Here is a 25,909-nt window from a genome sequence, read left to right as displayed (position 1 = left end):
ATGAATCAAAAATTAAAGAGTGCACTAACTAAAATAATAGACACAGAAATAGCAGTTTCCCAAAAGAAAGATGCCTATAAATCTATTCATATGATTGAAAATTTGTATGGTGTAGATTTACCATCAGATTATAAAGAGTTTTTACTTGAATATGGAGGAAGTTTTATAAAAGATAATATAATGTATAAGCCAATTGAAATTACGCCCGTCACTCACAAGGATGGTTTTGATTCCATTGGTGGTTTTTATGGTATTACAGATGATAACTATAATATTGAATCGGTTATTAAAACCTACAAAGATGTTTTAGGGAAAGAATTGATGCCTATTGCAGATGCAGATGGGGGAGATTTATTATGTATAGGAATAAATGGTCGATATAGAGGTAAAATTTACTATTGGTATCATGAAGGAGAAGTTTCTAAAGATGGAAAAGAATATGTTTATCTCATAGCAAATTCTTTTGAAGAATTCATATTAAAATTTACCCCTCATCACCGAGAGCAAAATGTAAATTTAGATGATATCGAATTATTTTTAGATGAAGATTTACTAAAAGACTAAATTGTAATGAGAATACTTTATACCTGGGCTTAGCATTACTGCCATTAAGTTGACGAAATTATACGCAAATAAATAACAGCACCCTCTAAAGTTATAGAGTACAACCGGTGCCTGACCCCAACTAGAATACCGCTTTAAAGTGCCTGGGGTCAGGCACTATTTTTTAGTGACTTAATTTTTTGGAATGATGAGGACTTTTCTCCAGAGGAAGTAGTGGAGATTGCCTTGCGTATAAGGAACAAAAATAATTTTATCTAGAGATCAATATCAACAGACCTTGTATGGCTATCTGCCATTCAAGGTCTATTTTGTGTGTAGCTCCATAGCGAATAACCTTTACTTAATCATAGATAATTGTGTACTTACCCTAATTGGCGTTTAAATGCTTTAGTGGCGAAGAAGTAACCGATGACCATGATGCCGATGCACCAGGAAAGCGCGATCCAGATATCATTGCCAACAGACCCTTCATACAAGAGTGTACGAATTGCATTCACGATTGAAGTCACGGGCTGGTTCTCAGCAAACGCACGAACAATTTTGGGCATGGTATCGGTAGGGACAAAGGCCGAACTGATAAACGGCAGGAAAATCAGCGGGTACGAGTAGGCAGTCGCCCCTTCCATAGATTTTGCTGTCAATCCAGGAATGACCGCAATCCACGTCAGTGCCAGCGTAAACAGCCCGAGTATCCCGGCTACGGCAAGCCAATCGAGGATATCAGCATTGGAACGGAAGCCTATCAAGAGGGCAACAAGGATAACCACCACGACAGTAAGCGCATTGGAAACAAGCGAAGTCAACACGTGAGCCCACAATACCGATGAGCGCTTGATAGGCATGGTAATGAAACGAGCCATCAGCCCGTTCTTTACATCGTTAAACAGCCGCAATGAAGTGTAAGCGACGCCGGATGCAATAGCCATCAGTAAAATTCCCGGCAATAAATAATTGACGTAGTTGTCAGTGCCTGTTTCTATGGAGCCTCCAAATACATAAACAAACAGCAGCATCATCATAATCGGCGTAATCGCCACCGTAATCATTGTATCCGGACTGCGCATAATATTGCGCATTAAACGCCCCAGTAATACCCCTGTTTTGCTTTTCATTTACATTTCCTCCTTTTTGCCGATGATTGCGAGGAAAATTTCCTCCAATGTCGGCTGCTTCTCGATATACTCCACTTTCGCAGGCGGGAACATCTCTTTAAGTTCGGAAAGGGTACCGGTCGTAATGATTTTTCCGCCATGCAGGATGGCGATACGGTCCGCCAGTTGTTCGGCTTCCTCCAGGTACTGGGTCGTCAGCAGGATGGTCGTGCCGCTGCCAGCAAGTTCCTTTATGGTATTCCAGACTTCAATACGCGCTTCGGGGTCAAGTCCTGTCGTCGGTTCATCAAGAAAAATAACGGCTGGCGTCCCGATCAGGCTCATGGCAATGTCAATCCGGCGCTTCATCCCGCCGGAATATTGGTCCGCCCGTCGGTTGGCCGCATCGGTAAGGCTGAATTTTGCAAGCAGATTGTCGGCGACTTGAGCGGGATTGGAAACTCCGCGAAGCTTGGCGATCATCATCAGATTTTCTCTTCCTGTCAGCATGCCGTCTAAGCTTGAGAATTGTCCTGTCAGGCTGATGCTCTGGCGAACATGATCCGGTTGACGCCGGGAGTCAAAGCCGCAAATAGCTGCTTCGCCGCCATCGGGCCTCATCAGCGTCGAGAGGGTGTTGACCGTCGTTGTCTTGCCTGCTCCATTTGAGCCCAGCAATGCGAAAATTTCGCCACGCCACACTTCAAAATCCACCCCCTTTAAGACTTCCTTGTCTTTAAAGGATTTTTTCAGCCCTTTTACAGAAATCGCTGCATTACTCATACTTTTTTCCTCCTTATAAAAATGATGGGAGCTTGATTGCCTAAAATACCATCTACTTAGTATCACAGATAATCTGTATTACTTACTACCGGGATAAAAATATAACTGAATAGTGAAGGTGGCACCACATTTGTAACCAGCTATTCAGTCGGACTATTTATTGAAGTTCCTTTTTTAAAAATCGATCTCATTCAAATCTTCACGATACTTGTCGACAAAGTTATTAGCGTTTGCCACTAGTTCGCTGGCAAAGGACGTCAAGTCGAACCTGGGATGTCCAGGAGTTGTCTGTCTTCTGCCGCACCGGATTCGAACAACTCAATTTATTCGTATCTGTTTAATGGAAGAAGGAACGAGATAACATGTTTATTAAATTCCTTCTATTTTTTCATAGCCTTATCGACTTTTTGATTGATCGATTCTTGATAGAGATCAGCATAAGTTTTTGAATCATCAATAAGTGCATCGCAGAAAGCAGCAACGTCTGTTCCTGTGACTTCAAGCACACCTTTTTCAGCTGCAGCTCCTTCTTCAAAGAAGCTCAGAATGTCAGAAAGCAGTCCGATACCATTGTTTAGCTCAACAGGACCGACTTTGAAGAGATATTTTTGGATCTCTTTATAGACAATTTGGTAATCTTGTGGAAGCGCTTTGACACGTGAAACATGGGCTCTCCATTCTTTTTTGCCTTCAATGATTTTTTTGATGCTCATTTTAGTCCTCCTAATTTTCTTGCGACGTTCTTGTTGAGTTGGTCACGCCATTTATCTCGATAAGATTTTGCTCCTTCGCCACCAACAAGCGCTGCACAGAAGCCGCTGATATCATCTCCTAGTACTTCTTCGATGCTCTGGCCGTCTGCTGATGTAACTTCAAGTAGTTCAAGAATACTGTCAAGGATGGGCATCAGACTACGACCGGTGAAATCTCCATGAACCCAGAGATTACTTTTAATTTCTTGCCAGGCACTTTGATATTCAGCTGGCAAGATTTTTGCCCGCTCTTCAAAATCTTTCATTGCTTTAGTCATATCGCTGCCGGTTATTTTTTCTAAAAAGTTCATTGTAGTCTCCTTTAAGATACTAAAGTAAAGTTCTATTATTTAATCGTATCGTTGAGTTTTTGCCGTTGCTTATCAACCCATGATTTTGCATCAATGGCAAGATCATCACAGAAGGCTGCTACATCATTGCCAGTAACTTCTTTAACGCCTTTGCCATCGGCTGCGGCCTCTTCAAGAAGGTCGATGATGTGATTAAAAACGAATTTTGTTTCTTGCCAATCCATCACGCCGCCAGTGTTCCAGAGATATTTTTGCATTGCTTTGTAGGCTTTCCAGTAGTCTTCAGGTAAGGATTTTGCACGGTTTTCCATTTCACGCCATGCTTTCTTTTCGCTAAAATCGCCAAAGATTTTTTCAAAAATACTCATCATATTACTTCTCCTTTTTTATTTTATTTTCGTTTTGAGTTCGTCAATTTTGCCCGAGACGAAATCCCATTTTTTCCAAAAAATTTCAAGATGCTCTTGACCTGCTGCGTTAAGTGTGTAAAATTTTCTCGGAGGTCCCATAGTGGATGGCTTTTTCTCGATGTTCACCAGATTGTTTTTCTCAAGTCGCATGGTAATTGTATAAACAGTCCCTTCAACCACATCAGTGAAGCCAAGTTCCCGCAGCTGTTGCGTGATTTCATAGCCATAAGTTTCTCCGCGGCTGATGATCTCAAGCACACAACCCTCAAGCACCCCTTTCAGCATTTCTGTGATGTTTTCCAAATTCTTCATCTCCATTTTACCGGTATTCTGTGTTACTTATTACTAGTATATAGTATGACTAAATAGCTGAATTGTCAATAAAACTTTTCGTTAAAAAAGCCCGTTTTTATGTGTACAATGAACACCAGTACCACCCCATTGCTTCCTGAAAGCACTAAATAACCCTACTCTGCATACAAAAAGCCTGCCAAGGGTAAACCCAATATAAAAAGGGTGGCAGATATGGCTTTCGATTACGATTTGGATTTTGACACAATAGATTTTCGCAAGAATCCTGAACTGTATAGGGTTGGCAGGGGAGAACAGGGTGTGCTGCTGGTGGAGCCTTATAAGAGTGAAATCCTGAAGCATTGGCGATTTAAGACTCCGGTAATCGCTGAGGAGTCATCCGATAAAATTTATCAGATGTTTCTTGATTATAAGGAGAAAGAAGATTTTGTCGGGATGGACATGGCGAGGAAATTTCTGCAGATGGGATATACACGAGCCCGCAGGTATACGAATTACAAAGGCGGGAAGAAATATGATGAGAATGGCAAGGTAAACGAAAGGCAGAATGATCCGGAGAAGGCAGAATCGGCTTCCATCTTTATGGAAAAATGGAAGCTCGCGCGGGAGGATCCGGATTATCTTAAGCGAAAAAAAGAGCATCAGAAGAAATATGGCTGAAGCAGCATGCCCTTTGCAATCAGCGTAAAGGATACAGCAACCTGAGCAACAGAGTCTTTGTTTTAAGGGGAAGATAATCTTGAAAGTCTATACGATTGGACATTATAACCATTCGATCGAACAGTTTTTAAAGCTGCTGGGAGCAGCTGAAGTTAGTTTTGTGGCAGATGTCCGGGCATTTCCTGCAAGCCGCAGGAATTCACATTTTAAAAAAGAAAACATGATCCAGTGGCTGAAAGAAGCGGGGATTCATTATCGCCATTTTCCCGGTCTTGGCGGAAGAAGGAGAATGTCTGGCCAGGTAGGGGAGCAATTGAACGAAGGGTGGAATAACCGTTCGTTTCACAACTATGCGGATTATACACTGACAGATGATTTTCAGTCTGCTTTGGAGCAGCTCAAGGAACAGGCCGCAGAAACGACGCTCGTCTATATGTGTTCGGAATATCATCCGGCAAGATGCCACCGCCTTCTCATCAGCAACTGGCTGAAGGCAAATGGATGGGATGTGTGCCATCTCATTCCTGATGCTAAGGGAAATCCGAAGATCATCCCACATGAATTGGGGAAGTGGGGAGCCATGCCAATCATTGAAGAAGATGGGACTGTCGTGTATCCGAAGCTATAGAAAGGAAACGCAGGGGCACAGGTGCCTGGCCCCCTTTTTGAAGCAGCTGCTGTATTGTGGCTGCTTTTTAATTTGCAGTAGTTTTCACCTATATGGTTTCAATAAAATGGTATAATTTACAGTGAGATTATCATTTTAATATAAAGAATTAAATAGAGAAACAGGAGTGGTTGAATTGAATTCAATGCTGCAAATGGGGGGAAATACAGTATTAAGTTCCCCAAAAGGTTATGTGACCGTTAGCTACGATATGTCTCATTTGATCGATATTTCCTTAACTGCTTTCCTTTTAACAGATTCAGATAAGGTACAAGGAGACAGCGGGATTATTTTTTATAATCAGCCAAAGAGTCCTTCCGGTGCAGCAGCCCTATTGCCGGCTGAAACTAAAGGGACCAGGATAGTACATACTATTCAATTTGATATGAGTAAAGTTCCTGCAGGCATTCATAAAATAGCGATTACTCTGACAGAGGATAATCACATGGGGTTCTCGAATGTAAAGAATTTAAAAGCCGAGATATGTGCGGGGCATACGACCATCGAGTTAACGCCATCGAGTTTTACAAAGGAAAATGGGATTGTGGTTTTAGAATTATATGTAAGGAATGGACAGATAAAGGCAAAATCAATCTGGCGCGGATTTGAGTCCGGGCTTGAAGGGTTATGTAAAAATTACGGTGTGGAAGTGGATTCCACTGAGGAAAATAAGCCTGCTGAAACTAAATCCGTTCAGCCTCTTCCTGCTGCTGCCGAAAGCAAACAATTTCAAAATACGATCACCCTTGAAAAGGTGAAGGGCATAATCAGTCTCGACAAAGGCCAAAAGCCGGTGATCATTGAAAAAACACCACAGATTACCGCCACGGTTTCCTGGAAAACGGGAACAGATTATGATATTTATGCTCTGGTTTATACAAAGGATGGCAGGCAGATCGATGTCGCCATGTTTGGTGCAAGCGGAACACCTCCACTTAGAAGTTATGCAAACGGAGCAGTTGAACATATGGGAGATGTCAGAAGAGATTACAGTTCAACGAAGACAGAAGTAATTAAATTGAGGCTGAATAATGACATCCTGGCAGTCGTGCCTGTCGTTTACTCTGCCCAGTCTAATGGAACGGGTTCTTTCTACAGATACAAAGTGTCCATGAGTATAGATAATCACAGCGGCACCTCTGTTACGATCTCAGCCAAAAATGCCAACAATGATGACCGCATTTATACCTGTGTGCCTGGAATCCTCCATAATACGCCGGATGGAGTAATCATCAGTCCACTGGAGCTGTACAGTTCACCGGATTCTGAGTATAGACCTAAACTCAGAATGGGGCCTTCCAATATGGTAGAGGTTGTAATGGATGCAGGTCCCAGAAATGATTACAAATAAAGAAACAGAAATACTTAAACCTGGATTAGGGAGGATAACTAATGATGGAAAAGATATTAATTATGAATGCTCTTTTATTCAGTGTAATAATAGTTTTCTTACTTTATAAGAATAAAAGCAAACACAATAATATATCCATTATAGTCGTATTGCTTATCCTCCTTTCCGGTGTATTTTCTGTAACAGCATATCTTATAAAATCCAACTATTCTATCATACTATACAATCTGCAATGGATATCCTTGCTGGTTGCTGTAATTCTGCAATTCAGGATAAAGAATTCCAAAGAGAAACTTCACAAGTGATATTGGACAGGTGCCCGTCCCCAACTATACTGCTGCTTTAGGCGTCAGGCACCTTTTGGCTGTTTATTAAAATTCATCATAATCTGCTAAAGAAAAATCATCTTGAGTGATGGGAGCGTTTTTTTTCAGCTTATATTCCTCGATTTTGGTTATAAAATTGTTAAGAATGGATTCAAGTGCGGTTTGTTCGTTCTTGCCATATCCAATGGCCCCTTCATATACTCCAACTGTGTCCTTTATTTTTAAGTTCATATAACTTAGATATCCATTTTGGTCGTCTTGAGTTTCATAAATTCTTACTTTGAATCCGGCATAAGGTATTACTTCACCTTCCTCAAACAAATCACCCAGCAAACTAAAAGCAGAAACATCAAATTCACTGACTAACTTTTCGATAGAATTAATCCCGGTTACTTTAACATTTTTCCAGCTCAATATACATCCTCCATTATTGTGTAGCTATTCTATCGTCCGGAGACCTTTTACCTCGACTTCCCTTCCCGCATCAATGCTACCCGATAAGGGAATAATTCCCCTTCCATCATACCCTCAGAAATAGCAGGATCATCCCTCATGAATTGTTCAGCACTCGTTTCATCTTCAGCTTCGAAGATAACAATTCCAAATCCGGTATCATCGTCATTCAGTGTTCGTCCTGCCAATATTACTTTTCCCTCTTCAGTATTTTCCTTGAGTTTTAAGAAATGGCGGCTGATAATCTCTTCTTCCGTTTGCGTCCAGCTTTCCCTTTTTAAGAAATGTGCTTTTAATCTTAATTTATATAAATATTGTTCCATTGATCTATCACCTCATTATTAATTCGAGAACGATTGTTTTAGCTAAATTTAAATCCAAGAGCCTGATATACAGAATATTAACATAGTTACATCTGTAAAATTGAATCTGTCCTCCAAATTTTTTGTAATCTGTCTATTTCAACACGAAATAATTTAATATAGTAATAGTAATGGATATTTTAACCAAACAGAAGAGGTGCTTCACATTCTTTTTTAAAAGAAGGCATAAAAATATGATGAGGCTTTGAAGATTGAATTTTTTTATAGAGGAGGAAGACATGGAAGAACTGTTTTCAGTTTTTAGAGGGGCACATATTGCGGCTGGCTTCTTGGCATTGCTTTTATTTTGGCTGCCGCTTTTAACGAAAAAAGGAGGGAAGATGCATAATAGAACCGGCTGGATGTATGTCTGGTCGATGACCGTTGTCGCCCTCTCCGCCTTCTATATGGGCGTATACCGGGTGGCTTTTGATGAGGCTGCGGACAGCGGGAGGATTTCTTTCTCCTGGTTCCTGATTTTTATCTCTGTTTTAAGCGCGGTATCGGCTTTGTATGGCATGCGCGTTTTAAACCATAAAAAGAGGAAGGAAGCACACCGGAATCCATTGGATATAACGGCTGCAGTCATTCTTGGACTGGCAGGCGGAGGGATCAGCATCTACGGTATTCTATTGAAATCCACCCTGCTGACCTATTTTCCGCTGATCGGGCTACTGTTGGCTGGAATCCAGCTCAAGTATTGGCTCAAGGCGCCGACAAAGAAAATGCATTGGGTGTATGAACACTTTGGCGGCATGATTGCCTGCGGGATTTCAACTGTCACGGCATTTACTGTGTTTGGAGCGCCAAGGATCTTGAATATAAAGTCAACCAGTCTGGTCCTTTGGCTGCTGCCGACCCTTATACTGGTACCTGTTATGATTGGCTTCATCATCAAGTACGATCGAAAATACAACCGAAAACCAAAGCCATCCGCCCAAGAAATAAGTAAATGAATGGTGAAGCCATGAAAACTATAAAAGGAATTATATTTGGCCTGATTTTTGGTTTTGTTATATCCCTTTGTTTTTCCTTTCTGTTTATGGGGGCGGCACAGGGGCTGGCTGGCGGCTTTACCTCTTTGGCTGGCGAGAGATGGGTATATTACGCGACGTTCCCCCCCTTTACCATTACCTTTTCCATATTAGGGTTTTATTTTGCCAGACAAGATAATGTTTCAAATAAAAAGCTGTGGTTTCTGAGCATAATCTCAGCCTTGTTTAACAGTCTTTACACCGGGACGATTGGTGCCTTATTTGGAGAGTATGCTCTAAGGGGAGGAAGCCTCAGAACTTATACAGCAAGTGAAGCTGCAGGTATTAATGTCGAGGGTGTTTTAATTTGGGGAACCCTTTATGCGTTTATCCTGCTGCCGCTGACTGTGCCACTGGCCCGTTTGCTCATCGGGGCATTCCTTGAACTGCTTAAAAAATTTAAAATCAATAAATGCACTGCCTGACCGCGGCGAATGCTTAGATTCTTGCTGCGGTTCACCCTTATGTTTAATGGAATACAAATTAATCCTATTTTCCCATAGCAGCCCAAATCATGATATATTTTAATAGGTACGATATAGATAACCAAAGGGGTATGTATGAAGGAGTTTAATAATAAATCCAATAAAAAGATCTATCATATTGTGGCGTTTATTGTGATCGCCATTATGATTATGGGGCTGGTGGCGGGTAATCCGCGGATGGGTGACTTCGGGGCTGGCTATATGCTGAATCTGGTGCTGGTCCTCATTCTGTCGGTCTGTCTGCTGCTGTATCCCCGGGCTGATACGTTTGTACATAGAGTGATAATCACGATTGTTTCGTCTGTTTACTTTTATACGCTGTTTTTTTTATATCCGGAGACCTGGTCGAATTTTATTTTTCTGTGTCTGATTCCCGCCCTTTCGATCCTGTTTTTTGATTCCAGGATTTTTTATTTTTCGCTGGTTCTCAATTGTGCGGGTTCGGTGCTTTTGTTTGGTTATATTGCGGCTGTTGATCACGGTCATCAATATGCCTATATACAGCAGGATTTAATAGGGAATGTGATTAACTTTTTTGCAAGCCAGGTGATTGTTTTTTTTATTTTTTTCTTAACGAATGGGAGGATAAAAAAACAGCAGCTCTATTATGAACAAATTCAGCAGTCTGGGCGCTTGAAGATAACGGGCCAGCTGGCAGCTGCGGTTGCGCATGAAGTCAGGAATCCTCTGACCGTGGTGAAGGGTTTTCTGCAGTTATTTGAACAGGATCCTTCCTTTTCTTCCAGCCGAAAAGGACAGATTTCGCTGATGGTTGATGAGTTAAATACAGCTGAGCAGGTGATTTCTCAATTTCTGTCTGTTGCGAAACCGGAAAAAGAGATTGCATCTGAAACAGTGGAGGTCAAGGCTGTTCTGCAGAGTGTGGCGGATTTACTGTATTCGTATGGGCTGCTGCATGATAACCGGATTGAAGTAAATGTTCCGGATGATTGTCATATCGCCGTGAACCGCCTGGAGTTTAAGCAATTGCTGATCAATATTATTAAAAATGCGATTGAGGCATCGGAGCTGGGGGATATCGTTCAGATCACGGCTGCAAGGGAAAAAGATTTTGTTGCCATAAAGGTTACCGACCAGGGCAGAGGGATGACCGAATCAGAAGTTGCCTCACTCGGAACGCCTTTTTATTCGCTGAAAAGCAAAGGCACCGGGCTGGGTATGATGATTTGCTTTGAGATAGTGGAAAAATATAAAGGCACCATTCATTTCGACACGGCTTTGGGGCACGGAACAAACGTTGTGGTACGCTTTCCAGCCATTTAAATACAGGTGCCTGACCCGAGTTATACTGCAAGTGCCGAGGATCAGGCCCCTTTTGTTTATATCCCCTATTTCCTTACAACAGGAATCCACATCTCACCGAATACCATTCCGTTTCGCTGCCCCATTTCAACCGAGGCATTGGGCCCGCCGACATAGGCGTAATCCGTTGCTTCCGGCAGTGCTTGACCAAAGGCAATCCCCGTAAGCATATTGCTCAATTCCTCAGATGTTCCGGCTTCCCCTTTCACAACCAGGTATTCACCTTCAGGAAATTGAATTAATCTGGTTGCTTCCGGCAGAGATGCCTCTGTCATAACGCCTGCATAATGCATCATCTTGTTATTTACGGCTTCGTTTACGACAAAAATGTAATCATTTGTGGCTAAGGCTTTTAATTTGTCCAGCCTTCCATCCTGCTTGACTGCCTGCCAGAAGTCAGCTTTCTCCTTATTTATGCCTGCATAATCTGTGTAATTGCTCTTCAATTCAGTTCCAATGCCTAATACAGTAAAGCTTTCTTTTTCTTCCAGAGTGTAATTCGCCATTTTCAAAACCAGCCTTTTTTAATTATTTCAAATGATTTGCCCATTTGATAAGTTTATACTAACGTTAAATCATGTCAAAAAATGATACTGTTTAGGGAGGCCGAAATGAAAAAAGTGGAACGGATTAATGTAATGATGCGGTATATCAACAACCGCGCCCACTTTACTATTTCTGAAATCATGCGGGAATTTAACATTTCCCGTTCAACAGTGAAATAGAAGCCATGGGGATGCCGCTTGTCGCTGAGGTCGGAAGGGATGGGGGCTATTTTGTCATGAACAACTCCGTCCTGCCCACTGTCCGCTTTACCGATAATGAGATCAAAGCTCTGTTTATCGCCTTTATGGCTACAAGAAATCTGCAGCTCCCCTATTTAAAGAGCCGTCAGTCTTTAGCTGAAAAACTGCTCGGCCTGATCTCGGAAGCCCAGCAGGAAGACCTGGTTCTTTTAAATCAAATCCTGCTGTTTGAAGGGACCAACCCTAATAATCCCGATTTGCTTGATCTATCAGACCTCCCTCATCCGATGCTGGAAAAACTCATTGAATCTCTTATTTTGGATCGCTATTTAGTGATTACCGTAAAAGAAGAGAAGGAAATCAGGTCTTACCCCATTTATCTTTTGCACCTTTATCGTGAAAAAAGCATTTGGAAGGTGGAAGCCTTTGACTTAAAAGAAGAAAAGAGACACATTTTCCCCGTGGATAATCTAATCAATGTTGAAGAGTATCCTGTGAAAAAAAGAGTAAGCAGGAAAAATATTTTAGAAAAACTAAGCATGAAGGACGAGGCTATCAATCTTGTCTTAGAACTCGGTCCGCAGGCGATTGCCCAGTTCAAAAAATACCATCCTATTAAGGCTTCCATTGCCTATACAAATCCTTACCAGACCACAGCCATTCTAAAGACTTTTATCAATGTAAATAATTCGGAAGAGCTGACCGAAATAATCAATTGGCTGCTTTTCCTGGGTGAGGATATCCATGTCAGGGAAATGCCTGAAGAAGTTTTAGAAGGCCTGCAGGATAGATTAAGATTGTTCAGTCCATAAGAAGATAACTGTGTATCTAAATAGAAAAGGATGATGCTTTCTTAATAGCATCACCCTTTTTCATGGTTATATTACTCCTTGTGCGATCATGGCATCGGCTACTTTTATAAATCCTGCGATATTAGCGCCTGCCACCAGATTGCCTGGATAGCCATAATCCTCGGCAGCTTTGACGGTGCTCCGGTATATATTCGTCATAATTTGCTGCAGTTTTTCATCCACTTCTTCAAATGTCCAGGATATTCTTGAGCTGTTTTGGGCCATTTCTAATGCAGAAACGGCAACACCGCCTGCATTGGCTGCTTTTGCAGGCCCAAAGAGAACGCTGTTTCTCAGAAACTCATGGATGGCCCCTGAAGTGCATGGCATATTTGCTCCTTCACCAATGGCTCTAACTCCATTGGCAACAAGGATTTCTGCTGCGGCCTCATCGATTTCATTTTGTGTCGCACATGGCAAAGCGATATCACAGGGGATGGACCAGATGCCGGAGCATCCCTCAAAGTATTGGGCATGAGGATGTTCCTTCACATATTCCCGGATCCTTTCTCTCTCAACTTCCTTCAGCCTTTTTACTGTATCAAGGCTGATGCCGTTTGGATCATAAATATAGCCGTCAGAATCGCTGCAGGCCACAACCTTCGCGCCTAACTGTGCCGCTTTTTCAATCGCATAAGTAGAGACATTTCCTGAACCGGAGACAACGACAGTGCTTCCTTTAAAGGAAAGCCCTATTTCCTTCAGCATTTCCTGTACAAAGTAAACCGTACCGTAACCTGTCGCTTCAGTGCGGGTTAAGCTTCCGCCATACCCGATACCTTTCCCTGTCAGGACTCCAGCTTCATAGCCTCCACGGATTCTCTTATATTGTCCAAACAGATAGCCTATTTCCCTGGCGCCGACTCCGATATCTCCGGCAGGAACGTCTAAATCCGGCCCGATATGCCTGCTTAGTTCCAGCATGAAGCTTTGGGTGAATCTCATTATCTCCCCAACAGATTTCCCCTTAGGATCAAAATCAGCTCCGCCTTTTCCTCCTCCGATCGGCAGACCTGTAAGGGCATTTTTGAAAATTTGTTCAAAGCCCAGAAATTTGATGATGCTGGCATTTACAGAAGGATGGAATCGCAAGCCGCCCTTGTAGGGACCGATTGCGCTATTGAATTGTACCCGGAAGCCGCGATTCACCTGTACTTTTCCCTGATCATCCACCCAGGGGACTCTAAAGGTGATCACTCTTTCAGGTTCCGCTATTCTTTCAAGAATACTTTGCTCCATGTATACGGGGTTTTTCTCAAATACTGGAACGAGTGAATCAAACACTTCTTTAACGACCTGATGAAATTCACTTTCATTAGGATTGCGCTTTTTAACTGTTTCGAATACCGCCTGAACATAATCCTCCGCCTGTATTCGCTTCTCATTAATTTCTGTTAGTGCAGTCATGCTGCCAATGGACCTCCCTTAAGTCAAAATTAAATACTTCAATAAATTTCCAACTATTCAAAAATTGTATGATTCTCTCATTTTATAGTTGTAAATCAATCTAAACAATATGAAAATTAGATAATATTGATGCCGAAATTAGATGATTGGCAGAAGGGAGGGAAAAAATCACATGGAATTAAGGCAGATTAAATACTTTATTGAAGTGGCGAAAAGAGAACATGTAACCGATGCGGCTTTAGCTTTACATGTGGCACAATCTGCTGTGAGCAGACAGATTTTCAACCTTGAATCAGAGCTGGGGGTTAGTTTGTTTATCCGTGAAGGAAGGAATGTGAAATTGACGCCGATCGGCAAACTATTTTTAGAACAGATGGAAGAAGCCATAAAGGTAATCGATAATGCCAAACGGCAAGTCAAAGAGTATCTGGATCCGGAGCATGGCAGAATACGTTTCGGCTTCCCAAGCAGTCTGGCACTTTATACGCTGCCTTCCATCATATCTGCTTTCCGCGGGCGCTATCCTCATGTGAAGTTTGAGCTCAAACAGAGTGCTTATCATGATTTAATCAGCGGAGTGGCGGAAGGGGAAATCGATATGGCATTGATTGGCCCTCTCCCTAAGAAAGAGAAAAAGGTTAAAGGGGATATTTTATTCACCGAGAAAATGGTCGCTCTGGTTCCTGCTGCCCACCCTTTAGCAGACAAATCTTTATTGAATCTAAACCACCTGAAAGATGAATCCTTTATCTTGTTTCCTAAGGGTTATGTCTTGCGAGAATTATTCGATGATGCTTGCAGTCAGCATGGCTTTCAGCCTAAAGTGTCATTTGAAGGGGATGATATTGATACGATTAAAGGTTTGGTCTCAGCAGGTCTGGGGCTGACGCTTATTCCGGAATCTACATTGGTGGACAGCCTGCCGCGTTCCACAGTAAGGCTGCCTGTCATGCCACAGATTACCCGTGCGGTAGGAATCATTATTCCAAGTGAACGCCAGCTGCTGCCCACGGAGAAAATATTCTATCAATTCATTCGTGATTTCTTTGCCGTTTTGGACCAATTTCAAAACTGACAAAGGTCTAACAGGAGAAGAATGTCAAAAGGTATAGCCCTATGAGATTCTTTTTCTGGCCTTCATATATTTAATATATTCAATAAGAGGATTTCCCTGATGAATTAGCGAATTTGACCTCGATAGTGAAATGGCAGGCATGTTCCTGGAAAAAGGCCGGGGAGCTGCCTTTCCAAAGAGAAGGGGGCTAATATGATTGATTTTAGAGAGATAGACCGCCACAATTTTTTTGATGTCATTGATTTGCGTGTAGCGGAAGAACAGAAGGCATTTGTGGCGCCGAATGTGTTTTCGCTTGCGCAGGCTAAGGCGTTTCCGGAGTGTGAGTGCTTAGCGATTTATCATGATGATGTGTTAGTGGGTTTTACGATGTACTGCATGGATGATGACGATAAGGAATATTGGATTTACCGCCTGATGGTTGATGAGAAGCATCAGTCAAAAGGGTATGGGAAAGCAGCCATGGAAAAGCTGATTGAGCGGATTAAGCTGAATCAGGAGCATAAGGTGATTTATTTGAGTTTTGAGCCTGAGAACCATCTCGCGAAGGGGCTATATGAAAAACTCGGCTTTAAAGCCGATGGCCGGGTGATTGATGGGGAAATCGTATATAAACTGGCGTATTAATCAAAAGAGCTCCTGCTGAGGGAGCTCTTATTCATGGAGGTGAACCCATTGCTAAAAAAGAATAGCAGATGGATTGCAGTTTTCTTAATCCTAATTCTTTTGATTGCCGGCCTGCTTGATCTTAAGTATCAAGGGCTGTTTTTTCAGCTGCTGCCGGAGTCCGTTCAATCAAAACTGACAGGTGTCTGATCCTCAGGCACTTTCGTTTCGACGCCGGAAAAGGCCTGTCCCCAGTTCATTAAAAGCAATGGCAGCCAGTATAATCGCCGTGCCCAGCCACTGCATCGGGGTTACCGTTTCTGACAAGATTATGCTGGCTGACAGGATGGCAATTGGCAATTCAATGGAGGTTAGTATATTGGCAATTCCACCTGAAACCAAAGGCGCACCAGCCGCGAAAAACAGCGGAGGAAGGACTGCGCCAAATAGCGAAACCCCGGCGGCAATCGTCAGCAGATTTTCCTCCAAAGGCAGAACAGACGGGATATCACGCATGAACAGGATCAGCACCAGGATGGCTGATCCCGTCACCATCAATGAACTCCTTATCCAGGGATCCACATTCACAGCGACCTTGCCGCTGAAGAAAATGAAACCGGCATAAGTGATCGCGGAGAGGATTCCCAAAATAAAACCTTTAACTGGAAGGCCCTGTATGTCGCCATTTACAATGTTAGAAGCGAAAAAGACCCCGATTAATATCAAAATGATCGAAAGCACGGTGACAGGCGCCGGTTTTATTTTGCTGAAAACCCATTCTAAAAGGATCCCGATCCAGACAAACTGGAACATTAAAATGATGGCCAATGATGCAGGAAGATACTGCATGGAGCCATAATAGAAAATACTGGTTAAGCCGACAAAACAGCCGGTCATCATGATTTGCAGCACGTTTTTCGTATGGAGCCCTTTGAAACTGGAGCGTTTTATCAATGTGAAGGACCATAGCAAAATGAAGGAAATAACCATCTGCGCAATCGTAATCTGTCCCAGCGAGTAGCCATAACTAAACCCCAACTTTGCAAAAATCGGTGTAAATCCGAAAAAGGAAGCACCGAGCAGTATATATAAAATTCCTTTATTGATTTTCAATTTGAAACCTCCTTGATGCAAACGTAAAAAAGGTGCTACACATGTATCACCTTTTTTAACTTTATTGTGACATTAAACTGCCAAATGTCTGGTTTCCGCCTCTTTCTTCCCTTCCAATCTCCGGTAAATAAACGCAAGCAGCGCCGCGGGGATCGTACATACTACCATTCCGATAAAGGCAAACCTTGGTTCCATTTCATAAAGATACCCGCCGAAAATGGTGAAAAGGGCTGTGCTCCAGCTGAGGGCGAGTGCCGAGTAGACCCCTTGAGTAACGGGCACCTGTTCATGAGGAACATATTTAATTAAATATTTCATGAAGGCGTAATGTGCCATGGCAAATGAGAAGGCATGCAATGTCTGGCTAATGCTGAACATAATGACATGCGGGAAGGCAAATACGAGAACCCAGCGTGCAGTGGAGCCCAGTGCTGCCAGTGCCAGTAATGAACCGATTGAAAACTTCCGGAAAGTCCTTTCCGCAATGAAAAAGAAAAAAATTTCTGCAATCACGCCTATATTAATAATGGCGCCGATTAAATATTTTGGTGCTTGAATTTCCTGTAAGTAGATATAACCATAATTGTAATAGGAAGCATGCGCTGCCTGCAGCAGAATCACAATGATGAGCACAAGGCCGAAGTGTCTGATGCTGAATAATTTCCTTATGGCTCCTTTGGTCTGGCCGGGTTTCGGCTTTTCAGATAGTACTGCAGGTGTATTCATGAAGCCGAGACAAAGGACTACAAGCATGCCGAGTAATAACGCCCAGAAAATGGCCTCATCTCCGAACCCTCCTGTAAAGAAGGTCAGAATCATACCGGACACAACGAATCCGATCGATCCCCAGGAGCGGCTTTTTCCGTAATTCTTTAATTGTTTGTTTTGGACAAGAATGCCCGCAGCACTATCCAGTGCAGGCATCAGTGCCGGATAAAAGAAATGCAATAGCAGCGTTACCAGCAGCAGGCTGGCAAAAGAGTCGGCCGGAATATAGCAGAGAATGGCGATCAGGGTACCGGCTGACATCCCGTTCAGCAGGGTTCTGCTGCTGAATTTTCCTGATAGATAGGGAAAAGCAAAAAGTGTGGCAAGTCCCCGTACCGCCAGGCCTAAGCTCATGATCAAACTTGCCTGTGAAACCGTCATTCCTTTTATATGGATCATCCACCCTGTCCAATAAGGCAGGAAAATGCCCCAGGTCATAAAAAAGCTGAAAAACTGCCTGCTCATCCAGCTTTGTGTCTTCATAAAAATCCCTCCGATATTTGCATGATATCAGGAAGCTTCGTACAATAATATGAGATATCTCATATTTTGGGGTGGATGATGGAAACATACAAAGGGAAAAAAAGACAGCATTACCTGGAGAAGCACTCTATATCCCATTTATTTTCTTTTCCAATTGAGGAGTTTATAGAAGTTCGCGAATATAAGCGGGATGAGTGGATTATACGCGAGGGCATGAGGCCGGATTATTTGTATTATGTCATCGAGGGAAAAGCCAAGATTTACGTGACGTATCAAAATGGAAAGGTATCTTTGATTAATTTTATCAATGCCCATGATTATATCGGGGAGATGGAGCTTTTGCATGAAGTGTACTATACAAAGGGGATCCAAGCCTCAGCAAAGACAGTCTGTTTTGCGATTCCCCTGCACCACTGCCGCAAAAATCTGCTTGAAGACACCACCTTCCTCCGCGAGCTCACCAAGTTTTTAAGTGTGAAAGCAACCAAGATGGCTGAAAAGTATTCCCAGAGCCTATCCTTCCCGCTTGAAAACCGGCTGGCCGATTTCATCCTGCAAACCGCTGATGGGGATGTGTATAAAGAGAAACATGTGACCGTCTGTGACTTTTTAGGAGTGTCCTACCGTCATCTCCTGCATGTTCTTGTGCAATTTTGCGAAAAAGGCTATTTGCAGAAGGAAGGACGCCATTACCTTATTCGGCAGCCGGACGATCTGCACCGGCTTGCAGATGTGCTGAAAAATGGGTTGGAGACGGGCGGCTGAACCGGATATAAAGCAATGAAAATTCCCACTTAAAGGTAAGCGGTTTCATTCACTGAAATTACCAGCTTCCCAAGCATTCAGGCATACCGGGAAAAAGGTCTTTTTTATTGTGCCATAACCATTGCCAATTCATCCTTTCAGGCTTATAGTGAATACGAAGGATAAGCTATTACAAAACCTATATATATCTGAAAGGTTTATATAAAGGAGAAGAAGTCAATGTTAGCAGCAAAGAACAGCTACAGAATCGAAAAAGATTTTCTAGGCTCTAAGGAAGTACCGGCTGATGCCTATTATGGCGTTCAGACGCTTCGTGCGGTTGAGAACTTTCCGATTACAGGCTACCGGATTCATCCGGAGTTAATCAAGGCAATGGCCATCGTGAAAAAGGCAGCGGCCATGGCGAATATGGAAGTTAAGCGCCTTTACTCAGGCATCGGAGACCCGATTGTACAGGCAGCCGATGAAATGATTGAAGGATTATGGCATGATCAGGTGATTGTGGACCCGATCCAGGGCGGTGCCGGAACATCCATTAATATGAATATTAATGAAATCCTTGCGAACCGCGCGATTGAAATCATGGGCCATGAAAAGGGCGATTATTCCCATTGCAGCCCTAATACCCATGTTAATATGTCGCAGTCGACGAATGATGCGTTCCCGACAGCTATGCACATCTCAGTATTAAATCTGCTGGATCAATTAATCCTGACAATGGAAAATATGCACTCTGTTTTCCTTGAAAAATCAAAGGAATTCAGCCATGTGATTAAAATGGGCCGGACCCATTTGCAGGATGCTGTTCCAATCAGGCTTGGGCAGGAATTTGAAGCCTACAGCCGCGTCATTGCTCGCGACATCAAGCGCATTCAGCAATCCAAACAGCACTTATATGAGCTGAACATGGGCGCAACGGCAGTTGGAACAGGTCTGAATGCCATCCCGAAATACATTGACTTAGTGGTGAAGCATATTGCCGATATCAGCGGCCTGCCATTTAAAGGGGCAGAACATCTTGTAGACGCCACTCAGAATACGGATTCTTACACTGAGGTTTCCGGAGCACTGAAAATCTGCATGACCAATATGTCCAAAATCGCAAATGACCTGCGCCTGATGGCTTCTGGCCCAAGAGCGGGTCTTGGTGAAATTTCTCTTCCGGCAAGACAGCCGGGCTCATCCATTATGCCTGGTAAAGTAAACCCTGTTCTTCCGGAACTGATCAATCAGGTTGCCTTCCAGGTCATCGGGAACGACAACACGATCTCCCTTGCTTCAGAAGCGGGACAGCTGGAACTGAACGTCATGGAGCCAGTCCTGATCTTTAACCTTCTGCAATCGATCAGCATTATGAACAATGCGTTCAATACGTTTACAGAGCATTGTGTAAAAGGAATTGAAGCCAATGAAGAAAGAATGAGGGACTATGTTGAAAAGAGTGTCGGCATCATTACTGCCGTCAACCCTCACCTTGGCTATGAAGTCGTATCCAGAATTGCACGGGAAGCGATTTTAACAGGCCGTTCCATCAGGGAGCTGTGCCTGAAATATGATGTTCTGACAGAAGAAGAACTCGATTTAATCCTCGATCCATATGAAATGACGGATCCTGGCATTGCAGGCGCTGCGCTGCTTGAAAGAGATTAAGGTAAACAAAAAAAACGCTTGTCCCCGCAATAGGGGGGCAAGCGTTTTTGCTATCTATTCATTCCAATTAGTATGGAAAGTCCCTTCTAAATCAGTCCGCTCATACGTATGGGCACCGAAGTAATCACGCTGTGCCTGCAGCAGGCTGGCATTTGATCTTCCATTCCTGTAGCTGTCGTAATAGGAAAGAGAAGAGCTCAAGCATGGCAATGCGATGCCGGATTGAATGCCTTCGCAGACAATTTTGCGCAAGCCTGTCTGGTAGTCCCTGATTCTCTCTGCAAAGTAAGGGGAGACAAGGAGGTTTGCCAGGTTCGGCTGCTCCTGGTAGGCTTCGCTGATGACATTTAAGAATTCCGCACGAATGATGCAGCCGTCGCGGAAAATCAGAGCGATATCCTTTAAAGGCAGATTCCAGTCATTTTGCTCAGATGACATTTTATATTGTGTAAATCCTTGTGCATAGGCACACACTTTCCCCATATATAAAGCCTGTCTGATGTATTCAATCCAGACGTCTTTTTCAAGGATTATCTGATCCTTCTCAGGACCTGTTAAAAGTGTTTCTGCCGCCACACGCTCATCCTTTAGAGCAGAAATATAGCGTGCGAATAAAGATTCTGTAATGATCGAGGTTGGGATCCCATTATCGATCGCCTGCAGGCTGGTCCATTTTCCGGTTCCCTTTTGTCCGGCTTTATCAAGGATGACATCGATTTGCGGCAGCCCTGTGCGCTCATCTTTTTTCCTTAAAATAGCTGCTGTGATCTCGATTAAATAGCTCTTCAGCTCGCCTTGATTCCATGTTTCAAAGATATCCGCTATTTCCTCAACAGATAATCCCAGCTTTTCTCTTAAGAATATATAGGCCTCAGCAATCAGCTGCATATCTGCATACTCGATTCCGTTATGTACCATTTTGACAAAGTGGCCTGCCCCTTTAGGTCCGATGTAAACACAGCAAGGCATCCCGTCAACCTTTGCAGCGATCTTCGTAAGAATTGGAGCCGCTTTTTCATAGACATCCTGATCACCGCCAGGCATGATGGAAGGCCCTGTTAATGCTCCCACTTCACCGCCTGAAATGCCGATACCCAGATAGCCGATTCCTTTTGCTTTCAGATCATCATATCTTTTTTCCGTATCTTTGAAATGGGAGTTGCCCCCGTCCATGATAACGTCGCCCTCTTCAAGGAAAGGAAGTAAGCTTGCGATAACAGAATCAATGGCTTTTCCAGCCGTCACCATTAAAAAGATCTTTCTCGGTGTTTCCAGAGACTGGACAAAATCCTCTACTTCGTAATAAGGGCTTATGGCTTGCCCTTCAAGCTTTTGTACAAGCTGATCGGTTAAATCCCTTGTGTAATTATATACAGCTACCTTCTCGCCGTTGTTGGCCATATTTAAAGCGATATTGCTCCCCATTACGCCGAGACCAATAACACCAATTGTATTTTTCATAGTTCCTGCTCCTTCATTCAGAATAATAGGCAATGAAACCCTCTTATAAAGTAGGGTTTCATTGCCATAAAGTGTTTATACAAATAAGCTTAACAATAAAATAAATCCTAATCCAGCAACAGATATTATTGTTTCAAGCAAAGTCCATGTTGCAAACGTTTCCTTCATGCTCAAACCAAAGTATTCCTTGAACATCCAGAAGCCGGCATCATTGACGTGAGAAGCGATTAAGCTTCCCGCACCTGTTGCAAGCACCACTAAGGCAAGATTTGCATCCGTTTGGCCCAGCAGGGGAATGACTAATCCAGCTGTCGTTAATGCAGCCACTGTGGCAGATCCTAATGAAATCCTCAGGATAGCCGCGATAATCCATGCCAGTAAAATCGGAGACAGGCTTGTCCCTTTGAAAAGCTCGGCCACATAGTCACCGACACCGCCATCAATTAATACCTGTTTGAAGGCGCCGCCTCCTCCGATAATCAAAAGCATCATCCCGATATGGCTGATGGCCGTTGTGCAGGAATCCATCACATTTTTGATTGGGATTTTTCTTGCCAATCCCATGGTATAGATGGCAACCAATAAGGAGATCAGCATCGAAGTGCCGGCATCTCCAATAAAGCGGATGGCAGCAAGTAAGCTATTATCTTCAAATCCCATTGTTTTTTGAAGCAAAGTAATAATCGTTGCGATTGACATTAAAATAACAGGAAGCAAAGCCGTAAATACACTGATTCCAAAAGCTGGTGTGTCTTCAAGCTTAAAGGTTTTCTGCTCTCCCAGAGAAGCGATGTTTCCGCTTTTTGTGAATGAATCCGGAACGAGCTTTTTAGCGATTTTCGTAAAGACCGGTCCAGCTAAAATAACGGTTGGAATCGCAATGATGAAACCATAAAGCAATACTTCACCAATGTTTGCACCATATTCACCGGCAATAACAGTCGGACCCGGGTGAGGCGGCAGGAATCCGTGTGTGACAGATAAAGCCGCTGTCATCGGGATACCAAGATACAAAATAGAAATCTTTAATTCTCTTGAAATAGCAAATACGATCGGAATTAATAGAACAAGTCCCACTTCAAAGAATAAGGCAACACCAATAATAAAGGATGCAGCCACTACGGCCCATTGGATATTCTTTTCACCGAATTTATTGACAAGAGTCATGGCAATTCGCTGGGCGCCGCCAGAGTCGGCGATCAGCTTGCCCAGCATGGCGCCAAGTCCGAAGATGAGTGCCAGGTGGCCAAGTGTTCCGCCTAATCCGGCTTCAATGGTTTTGACAATTTGGTCGAGCGGCATTCCGAGTGCCAGCGCAACGCCAAATGAAACGATAATTAAAGAAATAAAGGTATTTAATTTTAAGCCCATTATCAGAATTAATAAGGCAACGATTCCAATTGCTACTATTAACAGCGGCATTGTTATTTCCCCCTAGTTATGGTGTATTAAGCTTCTTTGATAGTTGGCGATCGAAGTATATTCATCCTCAAGCGCTCTGGATAATTGGATGAAGATCGGCAGCAGCTGTCTGTATTCTCTTGCAGCCTCTTCCTTCGGTGTATGCTTGTAGGTATCGCCCACCATATCCGAAACGGCATCAAACGAGTCAATTTTTCCTGTGGCATACAATCCTAAAATACAGGCACCGAGACAGGAGCTTTCATAGCTTTCAGGTATGACGACTTCCGATTCAAAAATATCGGACATCATTTGCCGCCAAACCTCAGATCTGGCAAAGCCTCCTGTTGCCTGAATCCGGGTTACCGGACCGTCCATGCATTCCACTAATGCCAGGTACACGGTGTACAGATTATAAATGACGCCTTCAAGCGCTGCCCGAATCATATGCTCCTTCTTATGGGACATCGTTAATCCGAAGAAGGATCCGCGGACGTCCGGGTTCCATAAAGGAGCACGTTCACCTGCGAGGTATGGATGGAACAGCAGGCCATCAGCGCCCGGCCTGACGCGTTCGGCGATTTTTGTTAATACTTCGTACGGATCAATGCCTAATCTCTTGGCCGTTTCGATTTCAGATGAGGCAAATTCATCCCGGATCCAGCGGAGGACCATTCCTCCATTGTTCACCGGTCCGCCAATCACCCAATGATTTTCTGTTAAGGCGTAACAGAAAATTCTCCCTTTTTCATCGGTCTGGGGTTTATCAATAATGGTCCGTATCGCACCGCTTGTCCCGATGGTGATGGCGATCTCACCTTTTCTGATCGCATTCACACCCAGGTTCGAAAGCACACCATCACTTGCGCCGATCACAAAAGGTGTCTCTGGATCGATGCCCATTTGTTTGGCTAAAATAGGATGGCAGTTTTGGAACATCTTTGTCGTAGGAACGAGTTTGGATAGCTGAGAGCGGTTGATGCCCGCAATCGCTAATGCCTCTTCATCCCAGTCCAATGTCTTGAGATTCATCATGCCCATGCAGGAAGCAAGTGAATAATCGACAGCATATTCATCAAAAAGCTTTTTGAAGATATATTCTTTAATGCCGATATATCTTTTTGTCCTGTTGGCAATCTCCGGACGCTCATTCACAAGCCAGGTGATCTTGCTTAATGGGGACATAGGATGAATCGGTGTGCCGGTCCGTTTATAGACCTCATGTCCATTCCAGTCTTCTTTAATTTTGCGTGCCCAGGCTTCACTGCGGTTATCGGCCCAGGTAATGACCGGCGTAAGCGGCAGGTCATTCTCGTCCATCGCGATCACACTGTGCATCGCACTGCTGAAGGACACAAAGGACAGTTTTTTATCATGATGGTTTTTCGTAATATTCGCTATGGCTTGAACGACAGCAGAGAAAATCTCATCAGGATCCTGTTCTGCTGTGGAGATATCAGGAGTGTACAGCGGATATCCGATGTTTTCCTGCTGAATCACATCTCCTTTTTCACTGAATAACACGGCTTTTGTACTGGTGGTTCCAATATCAATCCCTAACATATAGCTAGTCATCTTGTTGTTTAACCCCTTTTGACAGCATTTGCTGTGACCTCCATAAATCGTCCACTTTCCCTTGAACATCATCAAAATTTTCGTGCAGCGACTGAATCATGAGGTCTCTGTCTTTTGTTTTAATTGCATCAATATATAGTTCATGATTTTTCACAATCCGATTAAGATCTTCATAATTTTCCTTAAAGCGCACGCGCATGGATAAAAGAATGAAGCCTTCCATCACGGGCTTTAAATTATTCCAGATCAGCTGGATATAAGAATGGCCAATAGATCCAATGATGATTTCGTGGAACAGAAGATCCTGATACGCAAACTCATCCGCATCCCGGTACTTGACAGCCACCTTCATCATCTCCAGCACCTTGCTGAGCTCCATCGCCAATTCATTTGTGTCCATGCTGATAAGACGTTCAAACACGAATGTCTCAATCATCAGACGGACATCGTATATTTCTTCTATTTCTTTTTCAGTTAACCCGGCAACCACCGCACCCGTTCTTTCCAGGCGGATGATATTTTCAGATGCCAGTGTCCTTAAAGCTTCACGAACCGGTGAACGGCTTACAGAAAAATCAGCGGCCAATTTATTTTCAGAAAGCGTGGTACCGCTTTCAATCAAACCGGCAATAATGCGCATCCTAAGCTCATACGCGACACGATCGCCAGAGGAAGCCTTAGACAGCCATTTTTGCGGATATAGAAATTCAGCAGAATCGTTCATGACATCACCTTTATGAAATGACATTTTGAGTATACGTGTATACTTGTATACAAGTATTATAATCCAAATGAAATAAAATGCAAACGCTTTAAATTTAAAATTGATTGGAATTATTGTTTGAATATGGGTTTGTTTATGGGTGGTGGAGCTGGGGGCGGGTGCATTCCCGAAACGGATCGGCTTCGGACAGAGGAAGTAGGCTTCCGGGAATTGGAGTCTGATGCTGGATCAACTTCGGTCACTTATAAATGGTCAAGATTTAGGTTAAACTGATATTGAGTCAAAATTAATTCCTCCACAATGATTTTTCGTCGTTGATAACCATTGTGACCATTAGGAATTAATTTGACTCCTTTTCTTTTTACACAATTATATGGGCTTAATCTAGAATTGAGGATTC

The 25,909-nt window shown here is 43.2% G+C and carries 28 protein-coding genes and 1 pseudogene; 13 read left to right on the top strand and 16 right to left on the bottom strand.

Annotated features, from left to right (window positions below; all coding sequences use genetic code 11):
• Nucleotides 1–564: an SMI1/KNR4 family protein gene (locus BK139_RS17830; protein WP_076261444.1), complete on the top strand. Its 564-nt coding sequence runs from the start codon at nt 1–3 to the stop codon at nt 562–564.
• 362 nt (nt 565–926) lie between these two features.
• On the opposite strand, the gene BK139_RS17825 is transcribed toward BK139_RS17830, so the two are convergent.
• From BK139_RS17825 to BK139_RS17795, 6 genes are all read right to left on the bottom strand, one after another.
• Nucleotides 927–1,676, bottom strand: a complete 750-nt coding sequence (locus tag BK139_RS17825) for an ABC transporter permease (protein WP_076261442.1) — start codon at nt 1,674–1,676, stop codon at nt 927–929.
• Nucleotides 1,677–2,438 (bottom strand): ABC transporter ATP-binding protein, encoded by a 762-nt coding sequence (locus BK139_RS17820; protein WP_076261440.1) that lies wholly within the window; start codon nt 2,436–2,438, stop codon nt 1,677–1,679. It lies immediately after the preceding gene.
• 380 nt (nt 2,439–2,818) lie between these two features.
• Nucleotides 2,819–3,151: a DUF1048 domain-containing protein gene (locus BK139_RS17810; RefSeq protein WP_076261438.1), complete on the bottom strand. Its 333-nt coding sequence runs from the start codon at nt 3,149–3,151 to the stop codon at nt 2,819–2,821.
• Nucleotides 3,148–3,501 (bottom strand): DUF1048 domain-containing protein, encoded by a 354-nt coding sequence (locus BK139_RS17805; RefSeq protein ID WP_076261436.1) that lies wholly within the window; start codon nt 3,499–3,501, stop codon nt 3,148–3,150. The genes BK139_RS17810 and BK139_RS17805 overlap by 4 nt, the downstream gene beginning before the upstream one ends.
• Nucleotides 3,502–3,536: 35 nt before the next feature.
• Nucleotides 3,537–3,872: a DUF1048 domain-containing protein gene (locus tag BK139_RS17800; RefSeq protein WP_353615009.1), complete on the bottom strand. Its 336-nt coding sequence runs from the start codon at nt 3,870–3,872 to the stop codon at nt 3,537–3,539.
• Nucleotides 3,873–3,887: 15 nt separating this feature from the next.
• Nucleotides 3,888–4,214: a PadR family transcriptional regulator gene (locus BK139_RS17795; protein WP_076261434.1), complete on the bottom strand. Its 327-nt coding sequence runs from the start codon at nt 4,212–4,214 to the stop codon at nt 3,888–3,890.
• Nucleotides 4,215–4,436: 222 nt separating this feature from the next.
• Between BK139_RS17795 and BK139_RS17790 the strand changes: the two genes are divergently transcribed.
• From BK139_RS17790 to BK139_RS17780, 3 genes are all read left to right on the top strand, one after another.
• Nucleotides 4,437–4,883, top strand: coding sequence for a DUF4385 domain-containing protein (locus tag BK139_RS17790; RefSeq protein ID WP_076261432.1), 447 nt, complete (start codon nt 4,437–4,439; stop codon nt 4,881–4,883).
• 79 nt (nt 4,884–4,962) lie between these two features.
• Entirely contained in the window at nt 4,963–5,511 is a 549-nt protein-coding gene (locus BK139_RS17785) for a DUF488 domain-containing protein (protein WP_076261431.1), read from the top strand.
• 175 nt (nt 5,512–5,686) lie between these two features.
• Nucleotides 5,687–6,901, top strand: a complete 1,215-nt coding sequence (locus BK139_RS17780) for a TerD family protein (protein WP_076261429.1) — start codon at nt 5,687–5,689, stop codon at nt 6,899–6,901.
• 371 nt (nt 6,902–7,272) lie between these two features.
• Here the strand turns inward: BK139_RS17780 and BK139_RS17770 are convergent, their stop codons facing one another.
• A complete protein-coding gene (locus BK139_RS17770) occupies nt 7,273–7,641 on the bottom strand; it encodes a hypothetical protein (RefSeq protein ID WP_076261425.1) in 369 nt (122 codons plus the stop codon).
• Between the two features lie 47 nt (nt 7,642–7,688).
• On the bottom strand, nt 7,689–8,003 hold the full coding sequence (locus BK139_RS17765; protein ID WP_076261423.1) for a YciI family protein: 315 nt from the start codon (nt 8,001–8,003) through the stop codon (nt 7,689–7,691).
• Nucleotides 8,004–8,281: 278 nt separating this feature from the next.
• On the opposite strand from BK139_RS17765, the gene BK139_RS17760 reads away from it, so the two are divergent.
• From BK139_RS17760 to BK139_RS17750, 3 genes are all read left to right on the top strand, one after another.
• Nucleotides 8,282–8,998, top strand: a complete 717-nt coding sequence (locus BK139_RS17760; protein WP_076261421.1) for a DUF2306 domain-containing protein — start codon at nt 8,282–8,284, stop codon at nt 8,996–8,998.
• Between the two features lie 11 nt (nt 8,999–9,009).
• Nucleotides 9,010–9,501 carry a hypothetical protein gene (locus BK139_RS17755; protein ID WP_076261466.1) on the top strand — a complete coding sequence of 164 codons (492 nt, stop codon included), beginning with the start codon at nt 9,010–9,012 and terminating at the stop codon, nt 9,499–9,501.
• A 135-nt stretch (nt 9,502–9,636) separates the two neighbouring features.
• Nucleotides 9,637–10,845, top strand: a complete 1,209-nt coding sequence (locus BK139_RS17750; RefSeq protein WP_076261419.1) for a sensor histidine kinase — start codon at nt 9,637–9,639, stop codon at nt 10,843–10,845.
• A gap of 65 nt (nt 10,846–10,910) precedes the next feature.
• Here BK139_RS17750 and BK139_RS17745 read toward each other — a convergent pair whose 3' ends face one another.
• Entirely contained in the window at nt 10,911–11,390 is a 480-nt protein-coding gene (locus tag BK139_RS17745) for a GyrI-like domain-containing protein (RefSeq protein ID WP_076261417.1), read from the bottom strand.
• A 105-nt stretch (nt 11,391–11,495) separates the two neighbouring features.
• On the opposite strand from BK139_RS17745, the pseudogene BK139_RS17740 reads away from it, so the two are divergent.
• Nucleotides 11,496–12,442, top strand: a pseudogene (locus BK139_RS17740) (helix-turn-helix transcriptional regulator).
• Between the two features lie 66 nt (nt 12,443–12,508).
• Here the strand turns inward: BK139_RS17740 and gdhA are convergent.
• Nucleotides 12,509–13,888, bottom strand: coding sequence for an NADP-specific glutamate dehydrogenase (gene gdhA / locus BK139_RS17735; protein WP_076261413.1), 1,380 nt, complete (start codon nt 13,886–13,888; stop codon nt 12,509–12,511).
• 172 nt (nt 13,889–14,060) lie between these two features.
• On the opposite strand from gdhA, the gene gltC reads away from it, so the two are divergent.
• From gltC to BK139_RS24100, 3 genes are all read left to right on the top strand, one after another.
• Complete coding sequence (gene gltC / locus BK139_RS17730; RefSeq protein WP_076261411.1) at nt 14,061–14,963, top strand: glutamate biosynthesis transcriptional regulator GltC; 903 nt, start codon at nt 14,061–14,063, stop codon at nt 14,961–14,963.
• A 192-nt stretch (nt 14,964–15,155) separates the two neighbouring features.
• Entirely contained in the window at nt 15,156–15,590 is a 435-nt protein-coding gene (locus BK139_RS17725; RefSeq protein ID WP_076261409.1) for a GNAT family N-acetyltransferase, read from the top strand.
• A gap of 48 nt (nt 15,591–15,638) precedes the next feature.
• Nucleotides 15,639–15,779, top strand: coding sequence for a hypothetical protein (locus BK139_RS24100; RefSeq protein WP_175609149.1), 141 nt, complete (start codon nt 15,639–15,641; stop codon nt 15,777–15,779).
• Nucleotides 15,780–15,782: 3 nt separating this feature from the next.
• On the opposite strand, the gene BK139_RS17720 is transcribed toward BK139_RS24100, so the two are convergent.
• Nucleotides 15,783–16,682, bottom strand: a complete 900-nt coding sequence (locus BK139_RS17720; protein ID WP_076261407.1) for an EamA family transporter — start codon at nt 16,680–16,682, stop codon at nt 15,783–15,785.
• Nucleotides 16,683–16,754: 72 nt separating this feature from the next.
• Complete coding sequence (locus BK139_RS17715) at nt 16,755–17,933, bottom strand: MFS transporter (protein WP_076261405.1); 1,179 nt, start codon at nt 17,931–17,933, stop codon at nt 16,755–16,757.
• A 78-nt stretch (nt 17,934–18,011) separates the two neighbouring features.
• On the opposite strand from BK139_RS17715, the gene yeiL reads away from it, so the two are divergent.
• Both yeiL and aspA read left to right on the top strand, forming a co-directional pair.
• Nucleotides 18,012–18,698: a transcriptional regulator YeiL gene (gene yeiL / locus BK139_RS17710; protein WP_076261403.1), complete on the top strand. Its 687-nt coding sequence runs from the start codon at nt 18,012–18,014 to the stop codon at nt 18,696–18,698.
• A 219-nt stretch (nt 18,699–18,917) separates the two neighbouring features.
• Nucleotides 18,918–20,348 (top strand): aspartate ammonia-lyase, encoded by a 1,431-nt coding sequence (aspA, locus tag BK139_RS17705; protein WP_076261401.1) that lies wholly within the window; start codon nt 18,918–18,920, stop codon nt 20,346–20,348.
• Nucleotides 20,349–20,402: 54 nt separating this feature from the next.
• On the opposite strand, the gene gnd is transcribed toward aspA, so the two are convergent.
• The 4 genes from gnd to BK139_RS17685 form a co-directional block, all read right to left on the bottom strand.
• Nucleotides 20,403–21,809: a decarboxylating NADP(+)-dependent phosphogluconate dehydrogenase gene (gnd, locus tag BK139_RS17700; RefSeq protein WP_076261463.1), complete on the bottom strand. Its 1,407-nt coding sequence runs from the start codon at nt 21,807–21,809 to the stop codon at nt 20,403–20,405.
• Nucleotides 21,810–21,884: 75 nt separating this feature from the next.
• Nucleotides 21,885–23,231, bottom strand: a complete 1,347-nt coding sequence (locus BK139_RS17695; protein WP_076261399.1) for a GntP family permease — start codon at nt 23,229–23,231, stop codon at nt 21,885–21,887.
• A 12-nt stretch (nt 23,232–23,243) separates the two neighbouring features.
• The gene (gene gntK, locus BK139_RS17690; protein WP_076261397.1) at nt 23,244–24,785 is read right to left on the bottom strand and encodes a gluconokinase; all 1,542 of its coding nucleotides are present in this window, start codon (nt 24,783–24,785) and stop codon (nt 23,244–23,246) included.
• Complete coding sequence (locus tag BK139_RS17685) at nt 24,778–25,509, bottom strand: GntR family transcriptional regulator (RefSeq protein WP_076261395.1); 732 nt, start codon at nt 25,507–25,509, stop codon at nt 24,778–24,780. Before BK139_RS17685 ends, gntK begins: the two co-directional genes overlap by 8 nt.
• Nucleotides 25,510–25,909: the final 400 nt, after the last annotated feature.

This window comes from Paenibacillus sp. FSL R5-0490 (genome assembly GCF_001956215.1).
Classification (GTDB): Bacteria; Bacillota; Bacilli; order Bacillales; family Cytobacillaceae; genus Cytobacillus.
Note: the sequence above shows the minus strand (reverse complement) of the source record. Positions and strands in the feature narration are given on the sequence as shown.